15 protein-coding genes are annotated in these 15579 nt (G+C 70.3%); 11 read left to right on the plus strand and 4 right to left on the minus strand.

Translation table 11 applies throughout. The features are described 5' to 3' along the window. Window positions 1-266: 266 nt before the first annotated feature. On the plus strand, window positions 267-2096 hold the full coding sequence (locus tag AB0L45_RS00955; protein ID WP_365834732.1) for an APC family permease: 1830 nt from the start codon (window positions 267-269) through the stop codon (window positions 2094-2096). A gap of 60 nt (window positions 2097-2156) precedes the next feature. Next, complete coding sequence (locus tag AB0L45_RS00960) at window positions 2157-2450, plus strand: hypothetical protein (RefSeq protein ID WP_365834734.1); 294 nt, start codon at window positions 2157-2159, stop codon at window positions 2448-2450. A gap of 108 nt (window positions 2451-2558) precedes the next feature. On the opposite strand, the gene AB0L45_RS00965 is transcribed toward AB0L45_RS00960, so the two are convergent. Next, window positions 2559-2993 (minus strand): VOC family protein, encoded by a 435-nt coding sequence (locus AB0L45_RS00965; protein WP_365834736.1) that lies wholly within the window; start codon window positions 2991-2993, stop codon window positions 2559-2561. A gap of 96 nt (window positions 2994-3089) precedes the next feature. Then, window positions 3090-3653 (minus strand): hypothetical protein, encoded by a 564-nt coding sequence (locus AB0L45_RS00970; protein WP_365834738.1) that lies wholly within the window; start codon window positions 3651-3653, stop codon window positions 3090-3092. 253 nt (window positions 3654-3906) lie between these two features. Between AB0L45_RS00970 and AB0L45_RS00975 the strand changes: the two genes are divergently transcribed. Next, window positions 3907-4578, plus strand: coding sequence for a protocatechuate 3,4-dioxygenase subunit beta (locus AB0L45_RS00975; protein ID WP_365834740.1), 672 nt, complete (start codon window positions 3907-3909; stop codon window positions 4576-4578). Here the strand turns inward: AB0L45_RS00975 and AB0L45_RS00980 are convergent. After that, window positions 4565-4987 (minus strand): ATP-binding protein, encoded by a 423-nt coding sequence (locus AB0L45_RS00980; RefSeq protein WP_365834742.1) that lies wholly within the window; start codon window positions 4985-4987, stop codon window positions 4565-4567. The two genes, AB0L45_RS00975 and AB0L45_RS00980, sit on opposite strands and share 14 nt — an antisense overlap. Window positions 4988-5181: 194 nt before the next feature. On the opposite strand from AB0L45_RS00980, the gene AB0L45_RS00985 reads away from it, so the two are divergent. From AB0L45_RS00985 to AB0L45_RS01000, 4 genes are all read left to right on the plus strand, one after another. Then, window positions 5182-6033, plus strand: a complete 852-nt coding sequence (locus AB0L45_RS00985; RefSeq protein WP_365834744.1) for a helix-turn-helix transcriptional regulator — start codon at window positions 5182-5184, stop codon at window positions 6031-6033. A 7-nt stretch (window positions 6034-6040) separates the two neighbouring features. Next, window positions 6041-6229 (plus strand): DUF397 domain-containing protein, encoded by a 189-nt coding sequence (locus AB0L45_RS00990; protein WP_365834746.1) that lies wholly within the window; start codon window positions 6041-6043, stop codon window positions 6227-6229. Then, window positions 6226-6417: a DUF397 domain-containing protein gene (locus AB0L45_RS00995; RefSeq protein ID WP_365834748.1), complete on the plus strand. Its 192-nt coding sequence runs from the start codon at window positions 6226-6228 to the stop codon at window positions 6415-6417. The genes AB0L45_RS00990 and AB0L45_RS00995 overlap by 4 nt, the downstream gene beginning before the upstream one ends. Before the next feature lie 375 nt (window positions 6418-6792). Then, the gene (locus AB0L45_RS01000) at window positions 6793-9027 is read left to right on the plus strand and encodes a VCBS repeat-containing protein (protein ID WP_365834750.1); all 2235 of its coding nucleotides are present in this window, start codon (window positions 6793-6795) and stop codon (window positions 9025-9027) included. A 142-nt stretch (window positions 9028-9169) separates the two neighbouring features. Here AB0L45_RS01000 and AB0L45_RS01005 read toward each other — a convergent pair whose 3' ends face one another. Further along, a complete protein-coding gene (locus AB0L45_RS01005; RefSeq protein WP_365834752.1) occupies window positions 9170-9553 on the minus strand; it encodes a helix-turn-helix domain-containing protein in 384 nt (127 codons plus the stop codon). A 277-nt stretch (window positions 9554-9830) separates the two neighbouring features. Between AB0L45_RS01005 and AB0L45_RS01010 the strand changes: the two genes are divergently transcribed. The 4 genes from AB0L45_RS01010 to AB0L45_RS01025 all read left to right on the plus strand — a co-directional run bounded on the left by AB0L45_RS01010 (window position 9831) and on the right by AB0L45_RS01025 (window position 15573). Next, window positions 9831-12098 (plus strand): VCBS repeat-containing protein, encoded by a 2268-nt coding sequence (locus AB0L45_RS01010; protein WP_365834754.1) that lies wholly within the window; start codon window positions 9831-9833, stop codon window positions 12096-12098. A 365-nt stretch (window positions 12099-12463) separates the two neighbouring features. Next, a complete protein-coding gene (locus AB0L45_RS01015) occupies window positions 12464-13744 on the plus strand; it encodes a sugar ABC transporter substrate-binding protein (RefSeq protein ID WP_365834757.1) in 1281 nt (426 codons plus the stop codon). A gap of 26 nt (window positions 13745-13770) precedes the next feature. Then, complete coding sequence (locus AB0L45_RS01020; RefSeq protein WP_365835592.1) at window positions 13771-14685, plus strand: sugar ABC transporter permease; 915 nt, start codon at window positions 13771-13773, stop codon at window positions 14683-14685. A gap of 3 nt (window positions 14686-14688) precedes the next feature. Continuing rightward, window positions 14689-15573 carry a carbohydrate ABC transporter permease gene (locus tag AB0L45_RS01025; RefSeq protein ID WP_365834760.1) on the plus strand — a complete coding sequence of 295 codons (885 nt, stop codon included), beginning with the start codon at window positions 14689-14691 and terminating at the stop codon, window positions 15571-15573. The last annotated feature ends 6 nt before the right edge of the window (window positions 15574-15579 follow it).

Consider the following 15579-nt stretch of genomic DNA (forward strand, 5'->3'; position numbering starts at 1 on the left):
CCCGCCAAAGCCACGCCAAGAACCGGCGCGCCCGTACGAACCGGCACTCACGCTGGGCTGGCCCTGTCACCGGGGTTCTCTTCCCGCAGCGCACGGAGGTACGGCGAACGATGTCGATGGTGTGGAAATCCACGGGCCGGGCCCCTAGCCGGACCCTGGGCACAGCCAGGGTCCGGACCGCGGGCCGGACAGCGGGCCGGACAGCGGACGGGAGAGCGAACCGGACCGCAGGCCGGGCCTCCGACCCGGCCGCGTCCCCGTCCACCGTGCCGCCTTCCGCCACTTCCCCCGCTGCCGCCCCTCCCGACCCGGACGCCCGGCACCGCCTGACCTCCCTCCAGGGCCTGGCCGCCCTCTCCCTCGACGCGATGGCCTCCGTCGCGTACGGGCCCGAGTCCGTCGTCCTGGTGCTGGCCGCCGCCGGCGCGTACGGCCTCGGCTTCACGCTCCCCGTGACCCTGTGCATCGCGGCGCTGCTCGCCGTCCTGGTCGCCTCGTACCGCCAGGTGATCGCGGCGTTTCCGAACGGCGGCGGTTCGTACGCCGTCGCCAAGGCGCACCTCGGGCGCCGCACGGCGCTGGCCGCCGCGGCCTCCCTGCTCCTGGACTACGTCCTGAACGTCGCCGTCTCGGTGACGGCCGGCGTCGCCGCGCTGACCTCCGCCTTCCCGGGGCTGTACGGCCAGCGGCTGTGGCTGTGCCTGGCGGTGCTGGTCCTGGTGACCGGCGTGAATCTGCGCGGCATCGTCGACTCCGCGAAGGCGTTCCTGCTGCCCACCGCCGCGTTCGTGGGCTCCATCCTGGTCCTCGTCGCGGTCGGCCTGTTCCGGGACGCCCCCGTATCGACGGCGTCGGCCGCCGGCCACGCCTCCGTCCTGTCCGACAACGCGACCTCCGTGGGCGCGCTGCTCCTCCTGAAGGCGTTCGCCGCCGGGTGCTCGGCCCTGACCGGCGTCGAGGCGGTCGCCAACGCCGTACCGTCCTTCCGGGCCCCCGCCGTCAAGCGCGCGCAGCGCACCGAGATCGCCCTGGGAGTCCTGCTCGGCGTGATGCTGATCGGCCTGTCCGTGCTGATCGGGCGCTTCCACCTCCAGCCGGTCGAGGGCGTCACCGTCCTCGCGCAGCTCGCGGACGCGTCGCTCGGCCACAACTGGGCGTTCTACGTCGTCCAGTTCGCGACCATGGTGCTGCTCGCCCTCGCCGCCAACACCAGCTTCGGCGGGCTGCCGGTCCTGATGGGGCTGCTGGCCCGCGACCATTACCTGCCGCACGTCTTCGGGCTCAAGGGGGACCGGCAGGTGCACCGGCACGGTGTCCTCGCACTGGCCGCCGTCGCCGCCCTGCTCCTGGTCTTCTCCGGCGGTGACGTGAACACCCTCGTGCCGCTCTTCGCCATCGGTGTCTTCGTCGGCTTCACCATCTGCCAGGTGGGCATGGTCCGCCACTGGCGGCAGGAACGATCCGCCGGCTGGCGCGGCAAGGCCGTGCTCAACGGTTCCGGCGCGCTGCTGACCGGCGTGTCGGCCGTCGTCGTCACGGCGACGAAGTTCACCGAGGGCGCCTGGCTGATCGTCATCGCGCTGCCCGCGCTCGTCCTCGCCTTCGAGGCGGTGCACCGCGCGTACGGCCGGATCGCGGACCACCTGCACCTGGGCCGTATCCCCGAGCCCCCGCACCGCGACCGCTCCCTCGTCGTCGTCCCCGTCTCCCACCTCTCCAAGCTGACCTGCGAGGCGCTGAACGCCGCGGTGTCGCTCGGCGACGAGGTGGTGGCCGTCACCGTCACGTACGCCGCGCCCGAGGACCGGCGCGCGGCGGAGTCCCTGCGCCGCGACTGGGAACTGTGGAACCCCGGCGTCGACCTCCTCGAACTGCCCTCCGCCACCCGCACCGTCGGCCGCCCGGTCGCCGCGTACGTACGCGAACTCGGCGCCCGCCACCCCGGCGCCCGGGTCACCGTCCTGATCCCCGAGGTCGAACCGGCCCACGTGTGGCAGCGCCTCCTCCAGAACCAGCGCGGCGCGGTCGTCGCACACGCGGTACGGCGCACGACGGACGCGACGATCTGCCGGCTGCGGTTCCGGGTGCGGGCGTAGCCGGCCCGGGGGCAGGGGTCGCGGGGGCAGGGGGTGGTGGGGGCAGGGGTGGCGGAGCTGATGTCGCTGTTAGGGTCGCTGGGCCGGAAACCGGTGGACGCCGGGGAACCCGGGCACCGGCCCCCGGGCACCGGGGCACCGGACTCCCGGACACCGGCCGCCATCGATCACCTCTGCCAGGACCTGTTGTTCATGCTTCTCGGACGCATACTCGCCACCCTCTCGCTGCTCTGCGCACTCGTTGTCGCCGCCATCGGTTTCTGGCGCGGCGACGGGTGGGGCATCGGCCTCGGCGTCTATCTGATGTGCAGCGCGGTGTTCACCATGGTCGTGGTCTGGCGAGCCCGCAGGTAGGCGCTCGGCCGACGCTCGCCTGCGGACCGTCCCGTACCGGCTGATCCTGCCCGGGCCGGGCCGGGGAAGCGGCTCGCTCCGTCTCCCCGGCCCGGCTCGGAGAGTTGCTCAGTCGATACAGAACTCGTTGCCCTCGATGTCCAGCATCGGGATGCACGACTCGTTCTCTTCGTCGGCATACAGCGTCTGCACGTGGGTGGCGCCGAGCGCGACCAGCCGTGCGCACTCGGCTTCGAGTACGGCGAGGCGCTCGTCCCCCACCAGCCCGGTGCCGGCCCGGACGTCCAGATGCACCCGGTTCTTGGCGGTCTTGCCTTCGGGAACGCGCTGGAAGTACAGGCGCGGGCCCACGCCTGTGGGGTCGCTACAGGCGAACCAGGCGTCCCGCTTCTCAGGAGGCAGAGAGTCGTTGAAGTCGTCCCAGGTGGTGAACCCCTCCGGTGGCGGCGGTATGACGTATCCCAGCACTTCGCACCAGAAACGAGCCATGCGCTCGGGTTCTGCGCAGTCGAAGGTGACTTGGAACTTCCTGATCGTTGACATCGGCGCACCGTAGCAGGCGGGCTCCGCCTGGTCTGCAGAAATTCAGCTTCGCTCACCACCTGTGCCCCACCGCCGGTTACGGGGCGCGCCTCGGCCTCACTTCCCGGAACCGGGGGGCTGGAGGTCCCGCTCCGTCGGGTCCTCCCGCTCGGGCCGGTCCGGCGCCCGGACGAAGTCGTGCGAGCCGTTGTCCGAGGACTGGCCGCCCCAGTGGGGCAGCGGGCGGTCGCAGGCCGGCGGTACGGGCCGGTTGCCCATCGGCATCAGCCCCAGGTCGGAGCCGAGGAACGGCACGATGGAGTACCCGCCGTTGCACATCGGCAGTACGTAGAACCGCTGCGCCTCCAGCTCCTTGCTGTTCGGCGCCTTGGGGTCCTGCGGGTCCGTGAAGCGCATGCCGTCCCGGAGGTTGTCCGGGTTGACGGCCAGCCGCTTGCCCTCCCGCTTGTTCTCGAAGCTGTAGACCGTGTTGTTCTTGTAGTAACCCACCAGGTGGACCACCCACAGGTGCCGCTTGTTGTCGATGTTCTCGACGGGGTCGGTCTCGATCTGGAGGTCACCGTTGTGGGTGAGGTATCCGCCGGTGACCCGGTGGATGATCATCAGCTCGCGCTGGTGCTTCACGGAGGCGACGAAGGTGTCCAGGGTGTTGGGGTACATGACTGCGCCTTTCTCCCGGTGGGTCGATGTGGGCATGCCCGTACCCATGGCACCGGACGCCCGCATATGCCCGGGGCCGGAAGCGTTCACCGCGTACTCGCGAAGACGCAGCTGATATGAACAGCGCCCGCCGCGCACCAGCTCGGCGCGGTCGTACGCCCCCGTCCCGCACCGCACGACGCGCGCCCGCCGATCGCCCCCAGGGCCGGTTCCCCTTCTTGCCGACCCCGCCGCCACGTGCGACAACGACCCCATGCCGACCTCACCGGCCCCGTACCGGGGCTTCCCCCTGCGCCGGCCCGCCCGGCCGCCGTTCGTTCTCCCCGCCGACCCGGAGAGTTGCGAGCGGTACGGCCCGGTCTTCGGCCACACCGACGTGACGCCGCTCGACAGCGACCTCACCCGCCACCACGCGGGCGCCCCCATCGGCGAACGCATCACCCTGACCGGCCGCGTCATGGACGGTCTCGGCCGTCCCGTCCCCCACCAGCTCCTCGAACTCTGGCAGGCCAACGCCGCCGGCCGGTACGCGCACCAGGGCGACCAGCATGACGCGCCCTTGGATCCCCACTTCACCGGAGCGGGCCGCGCCCTCACCGACGCCGACGGCCGCTACACCTTCACCACGATCAAGCCGGGCCCGTACCCGCTCGGCACCCCCGACGGCGCCTGGCGCGCCGCCCACCTGCACTTCTCCCTCTTCGGCCGCGCGTTCACGCAACGCCTGGTCACCCAGATGTACTTCGAGGGCGACCCACTCCTGGCCCACGACTCGGTCCTGCACGCGGCCCCCGGCACGGCGGCCCGCCGCGCCCTGATCGCGGCCTACGCCCCGACCCCACCGCTACCGGACCGCCCCACGTCCCTCACCTACCACTGGGACATCATCCTCGGCGGCCCGTCCCCCACGGTCACTCCTGCCTGACGTCCACCTCGCACCACACCGTCTTACCGACCTCCCGGTCCCGCACCCCCCACCGCGCGGCCACCTCCTGCACGAGCACGAGCCCGAGCCCACCGGGCCTGTCGTCCCCCGACTCCCGTACACACGGCCGGACTTCCCCCCGCGCATCACTGACCGACACCCGCAGCACCTCTTTCCCCACCGTCAGATGCACCCGCACCAGCCGCCCGGGCACCCGACCGTGCGTGATCGCGTTCGTCAGCAACTCGGACACCAACAACTCGGCGTCATCCACGAGGTGCCCGTACCCCCAGTCCCACAACAGCCGCGCCATCCGATACCGCGCGAGCCGCACACTCTTCGGGAACGGCGAGTAGTCGAGCAAGTCCTCGTGGAGAACCACTTCCGTGGGGTCATGCGGAGAGATCATCAACGGCCACCTCCGATTACGAGCAGCACACACCCTCGCGCCAACTGATGCGGCCGCGTGAGCAGTTCGGTCGTTACGGACGGTAGGGGCGCGATCGTGGCGCCCACAATCAAGCGGTGCAAATTTCACCCGTGCGGGTTGTAGGCACCCGCTTTCGCACCCGCACCGCCTTGCCACAAACGAAGGTGAGCAGCATGGAACGTAGCCAGACACCACAGGGCAACCGCATGTCCACCGTGCTGGGCCGCCGCCTCGGCGGCGAACTCACCAGACACCGCCTCGCCGCCGGCCTGACCCAAGGCCAAGCGGCCAAGGTCATCAGCGCGTCGACCGGCAAGGTCGCCAGGATGGAGAGCGGCTGGGTACCGATGCGCGACCCGGACATCCGCATCCTGTGCGAGCTGTACGAGGTGAGCGACCCGGCAACGGTGGGCGGCCTACTGGAACTGGCCCGCGTGGATCGCGAGCGACGCAAGGCGAAGGGGTGGTGGAGTAGCGCGCCCTTCTCCCCGTCGATGAAGGAGTACGCCGTGCTGGAGAACGCGGCCACCGCCATCAGGACGTGGCAGCTGGCGTTCATCCCGGGACTACTCCAAGCGCCCGGCTACATCCGCGCTCTCAACCCGAACGTTCAGTTCGTGACGGCGAGGATGGCTCGCCAACACCGGCTCACCGACGACGTGCCCCTCAACCTACAGGCGGTGATCCACGAGACGGCCTTGAGGAGCCGCGTCGGCAGCGCGAGGGTGATGCGCGAGCAACTGGAACACCTCACTCGTGCCAGTCAACAGTCGAACGTGACCATCCGAGTTCTCCCTCTCAGCGCAGGAACGCTGGTGGGCATGGGCTGCGGCTTCAGCGTCATCTCTTTCGCGGCGCCCGGGGCGATGGACGTGCTGTACATGGACCTCCCCCTGCACCCGATGTGGCTGGAAGGCGGAGAAGCAGTCACCACTCATGGTGAACTGTTTGATGGGATTGCCGCACATGCACTCAGCGAGAGCGACTCACAGACGTTCATCCATGACCTCAGCAAGGAATGGTGACCGATCCATGTTCACGTACGTCTTTCGCAAGTCCAGTTACAGCGATCACCTGGAGGAGTGCGTCGAAGTAGCCACGAACACGCCCCACACCATCGTCATACGCGACTCCAAACGCACCGACGGACCGACCCTCCACGTCACACCAGCCGCCTGGACGGCCTTCCTCACCACCCTGCACGTGAAGCAGCGGCCATGACATCCCCGGCATACCGCAAGTCCAGCTACAGCAACGCCCACGAGGAATGCGTCGAAGTAGCGACCACTCACCCCCACCTCATCACCATCCGCGACTCCAAGAACCCCACCGGCCCCACCCTCCACCTCACCCCCACCGCCTGGGCCGCCTTCCGGAACGCACTCGTGGGCGGCGGCTTCAAGCCCTGACGGCGGTTCGTGCCTTGGGGACTTGGCGAAGTGACAGCTCGCCGGGGAGCGTCAGGAGCCGGTCCCCGCGGGGCGCGGTGGCGGGCCGCGGGGAGACGTGCACGGTGTCGTAGGGCTCTGTTACGGCAGGTGTGATCAGCGCGGTGTCGTGTTCGGCGGCTGTCGTCGAGCGTCCTTCGCCCGCCCCGGGGTCCGGCGGTGGTCTGCCCCCGTGGGCCTACGCCCCGTAATCCCCTGACCTCCCCATTGTTAGGATTTGCCGGACCTTGGGGGGCTCGTGAGATCAGCTGGTCGGGAGAGGTGTGACCTCTTCCTGCCCTCCGTCGGACACCGCGGCACCTGCATCTGCGCTGCCGCACGTCGCCAGGAGGGCACTTGAAACGTTCGACCGCGCCGGGACCGAGACGGGCCCGGCCGTTCCGGCAGATCGTGGGCGGAGCCGTCGCGCTCGGGCTCGCCGTGAGCGGTGGCGCGCTCGCGTCCCCCGCTGCCGCCGCCCCTGCCGCCCCGGCGCTGAAGATCGCGCCGGGGTCGGAGATCGTGAGCGCCGGCACCACCGGCTTCCTCTCCGTCGACCCGAAGAACACCCTCCGCTGGACGCGTTACGCGGACGGGTCGACGACCGAGGTGGGCCAGGACAGCGCCCAGCACACGCAGGACATCTCGCACGGTTCCGCGTCCGACGTGGTGGTGGTGGGTGACAACACCACCGTCACCGCGTCCCACAAGATCACCCTGCGGGACATGGCCGCCGGGACGCCCACCGTCGTGGACCTCGACACGTACGGCTACCAGTACGAAGGCGCGGTCGGCTCCTGGGTGCTCGCGGTCAAGTACCTGGAGGACCGCCAGGAAGTCCACGTCCTCGGGGTCGTGGACGGCGAGCTCACCGACCGGAAGATCACCGGGCTGCCGGAGAAGACGCGGAAGTTCAGGGCGGTGGCCGGGGCGCCGGGCTCGGCTCTGGTGCGGTTCGCCGGGACGCCCGAGCCCTTCGAGAGCAATGACTACGCGGTGGTCGACCTGGCCGCCGCGAAGGTCAGCGACAACCGGGGACTGATCACCGACGACTGGGCGGGTGCCGCCCTGTCCCGGACGCACATGGCATCGATCGGCGCGTTCCGCACCGGCGACAAGCAGGTGAGCGTCGACGTCTCGCAGCGTGGGCCGGAACGGCGGCCGTGGTCCAGGGAGCTGTCCGGCGTCTACAGCAACATGGTGGGCCTGGTCGGCAACTGGGTGCTGTACGGGAACTCGGACAAGGTGTCGGAAGGGCACTCCGCGTGGTCCTCGGCGCTCATCGGCAGCTTCATCGGCGGCGGTATGGAACGCAAGGTGCTGGACCACGCCTCCTCCACGACCCCCACGCCCGAGGGCGGCCTGCTGGTGATGGGCGGTACCGTCGACCAGGGTGAGGGCGTCTACCAGCTTTCCGCCGGGGCCGACGGCGCGCCCGTCGCCAAGCTCGTCGCGAGCACCGGCGAGCCGACCAGGATCACCCTGCTCGGCTCGGCCGTACCCGCCGTCGCCGAACTGGGCCGTGGCGGCTGGAATCCGCGCTGGCAGCTTTCGCGGCTCAACGCCCACGTGATCCTCACGCTGCGCCACACCGCGTCCGGCAAGGAACGCACCGTCGACTGGTTCCGCGACGACAGAGACCCTGGGCCGAAGTGGCTGGACATGGAGTGGGACGGCCTGCTCGACTCCGGCGGCGAGACCCTGGCCGCGCCCAACGGTGACTACACCTGGAAGCTCACCGCCGAGCCCAACAACGGAATCGGTCCGGCCCTGAACGTGGACGGCAAGTTCACCGTCCGCCGCAAGCCCGCCCCGCACGACTACACCGACAACGGTTCGCCGGACGTGCTCCTCCGCGACTCGGCGGGCAACCTGTCGAGCCAGGACACCTACCACGACCCGGGAAAGACACCGCAGCTCAGGAGCACGGAGCTGAAGTCGATCGGCAGGGGCTGGAACATCTACGACCAGGTCGTCGCCACCGGTGACGTGGCCGGTGCCACCGCCGGTGACGTGGTGGCCCGGGACGCGGACGGCGTGCTGTGGCTCTACCTCGGCAAGGGCGACGGGACCTTCGACGGCCGACTGAAGATCGGCGCCGGCTGGGACGCGTACGACCAGCTCACCGGCGGCAGCGACCTCAACGGCGACGGCCGCAGCGACCTGCTCGCCCGCGACCGCACCGGCACCCTGTGGCTCTACGCCGGCACCGGCGACTGGCGCGCCCCCTTCGCGCCCCGCAAGAAGATCGGCGCCGGCTGGGGCATCTACGACACCATCACCGCCGTCGGCGACGTCGCCGGCGCCACCGCCGGCGACCTGGTCGCCCGCGACCGCACCGGCACCCTGTGGCTCTACCTCGGCACCGGAGACAGCAAGGTCGACACCCGCATCAAGATCGGCGCCGGCTGGGGCGGCTACCGCCAACTCGTCGGCATCGGCGACTCCAACACCGACGGCCGCGCCGACCTCCTGGTCACCACCCCGGACGGCACCTCGTACCTCTACCACGGCACCGGCAACTGGCAGGCGCCCTTCGCGCCGCGCGAGCAGACCGCGCTCTGGACGCCGTCGTACGAGACCATCGCCTGACGGGAGCCTCGAACAAGGCCCGGGGCTCCTGCCGCTGACCCACGGTGCGACATAGCGAAGGGCTCCGGCGGGTGCTTCCGCCGGGGCCCTTCGCGCGGTTCTGCGGCGTTGCGCACCGCGCGAGGGTGCCGCCGCGTGCCCGTCAGGCGTCGAAACGGACGCGGGCACTCTCGATGTGACCGAGGTGCTGCTGGGTCCAGTCGCAGAGGACGTCGACCGCGGTACGCAGGGCCCTGCCCGGCTCGGTGAGGGTGTACTCGACCCGCGGCGGCACGGTGGGGTACACCTTCCGGTCGACCAGGCCGTTGCGCTCCAGCATGCGCAGGTTCTGGGTGAGCATCTTGTGGCTGACGCCCTCGACCTCGTTCCGCAACTCGCTGAAGCGCAGGGTGCGCTCGCCGAGGGCTTCGATGATCAGGAGCGCCCATTTGTTGGCGACGTCCGAGAAGATCTCCCGCGCCAGGGAGTCCGCGCGCCGCAGATCCGCGTCCTCGGGCAGGCCCTTGAGCAGCTGCTTGGTCACCATCAGGTCCCTCAGTCACCGAAAAGTGCGTCCTGCCAGGTCAACCGCCACTCTCCTACAGTTCCCAAGTAACGACAAGAGAGCCGGCCGGAAGGTCCGGACGGCTCTCGTTCGGGGCCACCCGCACCTGACTCCCCATGATCCCCGACTCAACCTCCATTGTTAGGATTTGCCGGACCTCGGGGGGCTCACGCAGTTGGTCGGCTGGGAGAGCTATGACCTCTTCCTGCCCTCCGTCGGACATCGCGGCGCTTCGTGCCGCACGCTGCCAGGAGGGCACATGAGACGTACCATCGCGCCCGGGCCGAGACGGTCCCGGGCATTCCGGCGAGTGCTGGGCGGAGCCGTCGCGCTCGGGCTCGCGGTCAGTGGCGGGGCGCTCGCGTCCCCGGCCGCAGCCGCTGCCGCGGCATCCCCCACGTGGGACTACGTGCAGGACGCGGTGCTGAAGATCGCGCCGGGCTCCGTGATCGTCAGTGCGGGCCGGACCGGGTTCCTGTCCCTGAGCCCGCAGAACGACGTGCTGTGGACGCGGTACGCGGACCGTACGACGACCGATCTGGGCCGGGACCAGGGCCAGTTCACGCACCTGACGGCACACGGCTCCGTGTCCGACATCGTGGCGCTCGGCAACAAGCCGTCCATCGAAGACTCCGACAAGATCACCTTGCGGAACATGGACACCGGGTCCTCCACGCTCATCGACCTGGGCACGTACGGGTACCGGTACCTCGGCACCGTCGAGGGCCGGGTGCTCGCCGTCGAGCAGACCGCCACGGGCGAAACGGTTCACATCCTGGAACCCCAGGGCGCGAAGCTGACCGACCGGCCCGTCACGAAGATGGCCTCCACGTGGCACGATTTCCAGGTGGTGGCGGGGGCTCCCGGGAAGGCACTGCTGCGGTACGAGCTGGACACCCCCGGCGTGAAGTCGCCCACCTACTCGACGATCGACCTGGCCACCGCCGACGTCATCTCGGGCCGCAACATGCTGGGCCCCCGCACCGAGGGCGCAGCCCTGTCGGCCACCCACATGGCCTCCGTCGGAGAGCAGGGCGACGGCCGGGGGAACTACCTGAAGACCGTCGAGCTGGGCGACCTGCGCAACCCGAAGACGTCGTCCACTCCCCTGCCCGGCATCCACGACCCGGCCATGGGCCTGGTCGGCACCTGGGTGCTGTACGGGAACCGGGGGAAGATCACGGAGGGGACCTCGCCGGACGAGATCGCCTTCCAGGCGGCTCCGATCGGTGGTGGCAGCCCCCGCAAGGTGATGGACCACGCCACGTCCGCCACGCCCACCCCGGACGGCGGCCTCCTGGTGATGGGCGGCACCGTCGCCCACGGTGAAGGGCTCTACCGGGTGTCCGCGAAGACGGGTGACGAGGCGCCGGCCGCGGAACTCGTCGCGGGCGCCGGGGAGCCCACCGCGGTCACCCTGCTCGGTTTCGACGCACCGAGCACGGTGCAGCCGGACCAGCAGCGGTGGCACCCGCGCTGGAAGCTGTCCCGGCGCAACGTCAACATGAGCATCACCCTGCGCCACGACGCTTCCGGCAAGCAGACCACGCACTACCTGATCCCCGAGATCGGGGCCGACAGTGGGCCCGGCTGGGCGGAGATGGAGTGGGACGGCCTGGTCAAGGCCGGCCAGGGGAAGGCGGCAGCGCCCAACGGCGGCTACACCTGGGAGGTGACCGCCGAACCCCGTAACGGTCTCGGCCCCACCCTCCACGAGAAGGGCTCCTTCACCGTCGTCCGCAAGCCCGCGCCGCACGACTACACCGACAACGGTTCGCCGGACGTGATCGTGCGGGACCAGGCGGGCCGGCTCGCGCTCGAAGACACGTACCACGACCCGTCGGACCCGCAGCTCCGCAGCGCGCCCCGCAAGGTGGTCGGCGGCGGCTGGAACATCTACGACCAGGTCGTCGCCACCGGTGACGTGGCCGGTGCCACCGCCGGTGACGTGGTGGCCCGGGACGCGGACGGCGTGCTGTGGCTCTACCTCGGCAAGGGCGACGGGACCTTCGACGGCCGACTGAAGATCGGCGCCGGCTGGGACGCGTACGACCAGCTCACCGGCGGCAGCGACCTCAACGGCGACGGCCGCAGCGACCTGCTCGCCCGCGACCGCACCGGCGTCCTGTGGCTCTACGCCGGCACCGGCGACTGGCGCGCCCCCTTCGCGCCCCGTAAGAAGATCGGCGCCGGCTGGGGCATCTACGACACCATCACCGCCGTCGGCGACGTCGCCGGCGCCACCGCCGGCGACCTGGTCGCCCGCGACCGCACCGGCACCCTGTGGCTCTACCTCGGCACCGGAGACGGCAAGGTCGACACCCGCATCAAGATCGGCGCCGGCTGGGGCGGCTACCGCCACCTCGTCGGCATCGGCGACGCGAACCGCGACGGCCGCGCCGACCTGTTCGTCACCACGCCGGACGGCACCTCGTACCTCTACCAGGGCACGGGCAACTGGCAGGCGCCCTTCGCGCCGCGCAAGGAAACCCTCCTCAGCACGCCCTCGCACGAGACCATCGCCTGACGGGGAGTCACAGAAGCGCACGCACCGGGGCCGGGGCCAGGAGCACTCAGACATGGGTGCCCGGCCCCGGCCCTGTCCCGTTCCGGCGGCTTCGAGGCCGGATATCCGGTACGTGCTCACTCCCGCGTCAAGAACCGCGGGCCGCTTGCCCTCGGTACGGGAACACCGGGCCGCGCTCCGGTGCTCACTCATACGGCGTCCTCACCGGCCGGTTTCGTGCAGGTGCACTGCGTTCTGCGCGCCGGTGCGGCAGAGTAGGCGCCCGTGGCGGACGGTGATCGTCGATCACTGGAAGCCGCACGACAGCCGTACGACGATCACGCCCGTCGCGCAACGGGCGACGGGCGACGCAGGGGGCGATCGGCATGACTCGCGGTATCGGCAGACGGCGGCTGCTCGGTGTGGCCGGAGGGGTGGCCGGGAGTGCGGCCCTGACGGCTGTGCTGGCGGCCTGTGGTACCAACACGGGGCGGAACGGGAAGGGTTCGGGGCCGGCGCTCAGTCAGTGGTACCACCAGTACGGGGAGCCGGGCACCGAGCAGGCCGTCAAGCGGTACGCCGCGTCGTACGGCGCGGCGCGGGTCACCGTGCAGTGGCGGCCCGGTGACTACGACCGGCAGACCGCCGCCGCGCTGCTGACGGACTCCGGGCCCGACGTGTTCGAGGTCAACGGGCCGAAGCTGGACCAGATCAAGGGGGGTCAGGTCGTGGACCTGACCGCGGAGATCGCCTCCGTGCGGGACGACTTCAACCAGGCGGTGCTGGCACCGAAGATCTGGCAGGACAAGGTCTGGGCGGTGCCGCAGACCATCGACACGCAGCTGCTGTTCTACCGGAAGAGCATGCTGAAGGCGGCCGGTGTCGAACCGCCGCGCAGCGTGGACGAGCTGGTCGAGGCCGCGAAGACGTTGACCGAGCGGCACCGGAAGGACAAGGTCAAGGGGCTGTTCCTGGGGAACGACGGCGGGGCCGCGGTACTGGGCGGTACGCCGCTGTTCGCCGCGGGGCTGAGTCTGGTGACGGAGGACGGGAAGGTCGGTTTCGACGATCCGGCCGCCGCCCGGGTACTCGGCAAGATCCGGCAGCTGTACGCCGATGAATCGTTGCTGCTGGGGGCGCCGACGGACTGGTCCGACCCGGCGGCGTTCGTCCAGGGGCTCACCGCCATGCAGTGGTCGGGCCTGTGGGCGCTGCCGCAGGTCGAGAAGGCCCTGGGGGACGACTTCGGGGTCCTGCCGTTCCCGAAGGACGGTGCCGGGAAACCGGCCGTCCCGGTAGGCGCGTACGGCTCGGCCGTCAGCGCCCGCGGCAAGCACCAGAAGGAGGCCAAGGCGTACGTGAAGTGGCTGTGGGTGGACGGGACCGACAAGCAGGAGGACTTCGCCCTCTCGTACGGCTTCCACATCCCCGCCCGCACCTCGCTCGCCAAGAAGGCGAAGCAGCTCAAGGAGGGTCCGGCGGCCGAGGTGGTCGGTTACACCACCGCGTACGGTCACGCCGAGCCGCTGCTCTGGACCACGCCGAGCAGCACCGCCTATCAGGACGCCCTCAACCGCATCATCAAGGGCGGCGCGCATCCGGAGAGCGAGCTGAAGGGCGTGGTGCGCAAGGTGGAGGCCGAGTTGCAGCGGGCGAAGAAGAAGTGAGGGGGACGGGCGCGCGTACCGGCGGGCTGCTCGCGCGTCTCCGGGGGCAGCAGAACCGGAACCTGTGGTTCTGGGCCTTCGTGGGCCCGTTCGCGCTCGGCCTCGCGCTGTTCACGTACGTACCGCTGGCCTGGAGCGTCTACCTCAGCTTCTTCGACGCGCACAACACCGTCACCCCGACGGACTTCGTCGGGCTGGACAACTACACGGCGATGCTGGGCGACGACGCCTTCCTGAGCAGCCTGGGCACGTTCCTGCTGTTCACCGCGTTCATCGTGCCGGCCACGTACGTGCTCTCGCTCGGCCTCGCGCTCATGGTCAACCGGCTGCGCTTCGCCCAGGCGTTCTTCCGCTCGGTCTTCTTCCTGCCGACCGCGTGCAGTTACGTGGTCGCGGCGCTGATCTGGAAGCTGTCGATCTTCAACGGGGTGCGGTTCGGGCTCGCCAACACCGTGCTGGGGTGGTTCGGCGCGGACCAGACCGCCTGGCTGTCCACGACCGACCCGCCCTGGTACTGGCTGGTGATCGTGACCGTACGGCTGTGGTTGCAGGCGGGGTTCTTCATGATCCTGTTCCTGGCGGGACTGCAACGGATCCCGCCCCGCCTGTACGAGGCCGCCGCGGTGGACGGCGCGCGGCCCGGCTGGCAGACGCTCCGGTACATCACCCTGCCGCAGTTGCGCGCCACGTCGGTCGCCGTCGTCCTGCTGCTGGTGATCAACGCGTTCCAGGCGTTCGACGAGTTCTACAACCTGATGTCCGACGCGCGCGGCTACCCGCCGTACGCCCGCCCGCCACTGGTCTACCTCTACTACACCGCGCTCGGCCAGGAGCAGAACCTCGGCCTGGGCAGCGCGGGCGCGGTGATCCTGTCGCTGATCATCGCCGTGGCGACCGTCGTCCAGGCGCGCTGGTTCGGCCTCGGACGGAAGGAGGACTGACCGATGGTGAGCACGTCCACGCAATCGGAACGGGTACGGCGGCCGGGGGCCCCGCGCGATCCCCGCGTGCGGGCCGGACGCGCGCTGCGCGCGGTGAGCGTCACCGTCCTCGCCGTCCTCTTCCTCATCCCGTTCTACCTCCTCGTACGCAACGGCCTGGCCACCGAACAGGACATCACCTCCCCCGACTGGACGTTCTTCCCGCGCGACATCCAGTGGTCCAACCTGACCGAGGTCTTCGCCGACCCGAACCTGCCGATGGCGCGGGCCCTGCTCAACTCCACGCTCATCGCGGTCTCCACGACGGTGGGCACGGTGCTGCTGGCGTCGCTGGCCGGGTACGGGCTGGCACGCATCCCGTACCGGCACGCGAACCTCGTCTTCTACGCCATCCTCGGCACGCTGATGGTCCCGGCGGCCGTCACGTTCGTCCCCAGCTTCGTCCTCGTCTCCTCGCTCGGCTGGATCTCGACGCTGCGCGGGCTGATCGTCCCGACCCTCTTCAGCGCCTTCGCCTGCTTCATCTTCCGCCAGTACTTCCTGGGCTTCCCCCGGGAGCTGGAGGACGCGGCACGGGTGGACGGGCTCGGGTACTGGCGGACGTACTGGCGCATCGTGGTGCCCAACTCGCGCCCCGTCTTCGCGGCCGTCGGCACGATCGTCTTCATCGGCGCGTGGAACGCGTTCCTGTGGCCGCTGGTGATCGGGCAGGACCGCGAGTCGTGGACGGTACAGGTCGCGCTCTCCACGTTCACCACGGCGCAGAGCCTCAACCTGCACGAACTCTTCATCGCCGCGGCGGTCTCGATCGCGCCGCTGGTGGTCGTGTTCCTGTTGTTGCAGCGGTACATCGTGGCGGGGGTGGAGCGGTCGGGCATCGACGACTGAGCGCGG

This window comes from Streptomyces sp. NPDC052496 (assembly GCF_040679095.1).
Classification (GTDB): domain Bacteria; phylum Actinomycetota; class Actinomycetes; order Streptomycetales; family Streptomycetaceae; genus Streptomyces.

Excerpts from the sequence above, each read along its gene's own strand:
- AB0L45_RS00960 (WP_365834734.1), top strand. The coding sequence starts at position 2,157 with ATGTCGCTGTTAGGGTCGCTGGGCCGGAAACCGGTGGACGCCGGGGAA.
- AB0L45_RS00965 (WP_365834736.1), bottom strand. The coding sequence starts at position 2,993 with ATGTCAACGATCAGGAAGTTCCAAGTCACCTTCGACTGCGCAGAACCC.
- AB0L45_RS00970 (WP_365834738.1), bottom strand. The coding sequence starts at position 3,653 with ATGTACCCCAACACCCTGGACACCTTCGTCGCCTCCGTGAAGCACCAG.
- AB0L45_RS00975 (WP_365834740.1), top strand. The coding sequence starts at position 3,907 with ATGCCGACCTCACCGGCCCCGTACCGGGGCTTCCCCCTGCGCCGGCCC.
- AB0L45_RS00980 (WP_365834742.1), bottom strand. The coding sequence starts at position 4,987 with ATGATCTCTCCGCATGACCCCACGGAAGTGGTTCTCCACGAGGACTTG.
- AB0L45_RS00985 (WP_365834744.1), top strand. The coding sequence starts at position 5,182 with ATGGAACGTAGCCAGACACCACAGGGCAACCGCATGTCCACCGTGCTG.
- AB0L45_RS00990 (WP_365834746.1), top strand. The coding sequence starts at position 6,041 with ATGTTCACGTACGTCTTTCGCAAGTCCAGTTACAGCGATCACCTGGAG.
- AB0L45_RS00995 (WP_365834748.1), top strand. The coding sequence starts at position 6,226 with ATGACATCCCCGGCATACCGCAAGTCCAGCTACAGCAACGCCCACGAG.
- AB0L45_RS01005 (WP_365834752.1), bottom strand. The coding sequence starts at position 9,553 with ATGGTGACCAAGCAGCTGCTCAAGGGCCTGCCCGAGGACGCGGATCTG.
- AB0L45_RS01010 (WP_365834754.1), top strand. The coding sequence starts at position 9,831 with ATGAGACGTACCATCGCGCCCGGGCCGAGACGGTCCCGGGCATTCCGG.
- AB0L45_RS01015 (WP_365834757.1), top strand. The coding sequence starts at position 12,464 with ATGACTCGCGGTATCGGCAGACGGCGGCTGCTCGGTGTGGCCGGAGGG.
- AB0L45_RS01025 (WP_365834760.1), top strand. The coding sequence starts at position 14,689 with ATGGTGAGCACGTCCACGCAATCGGAACGGGTACGGCGGCCGGGGGCC.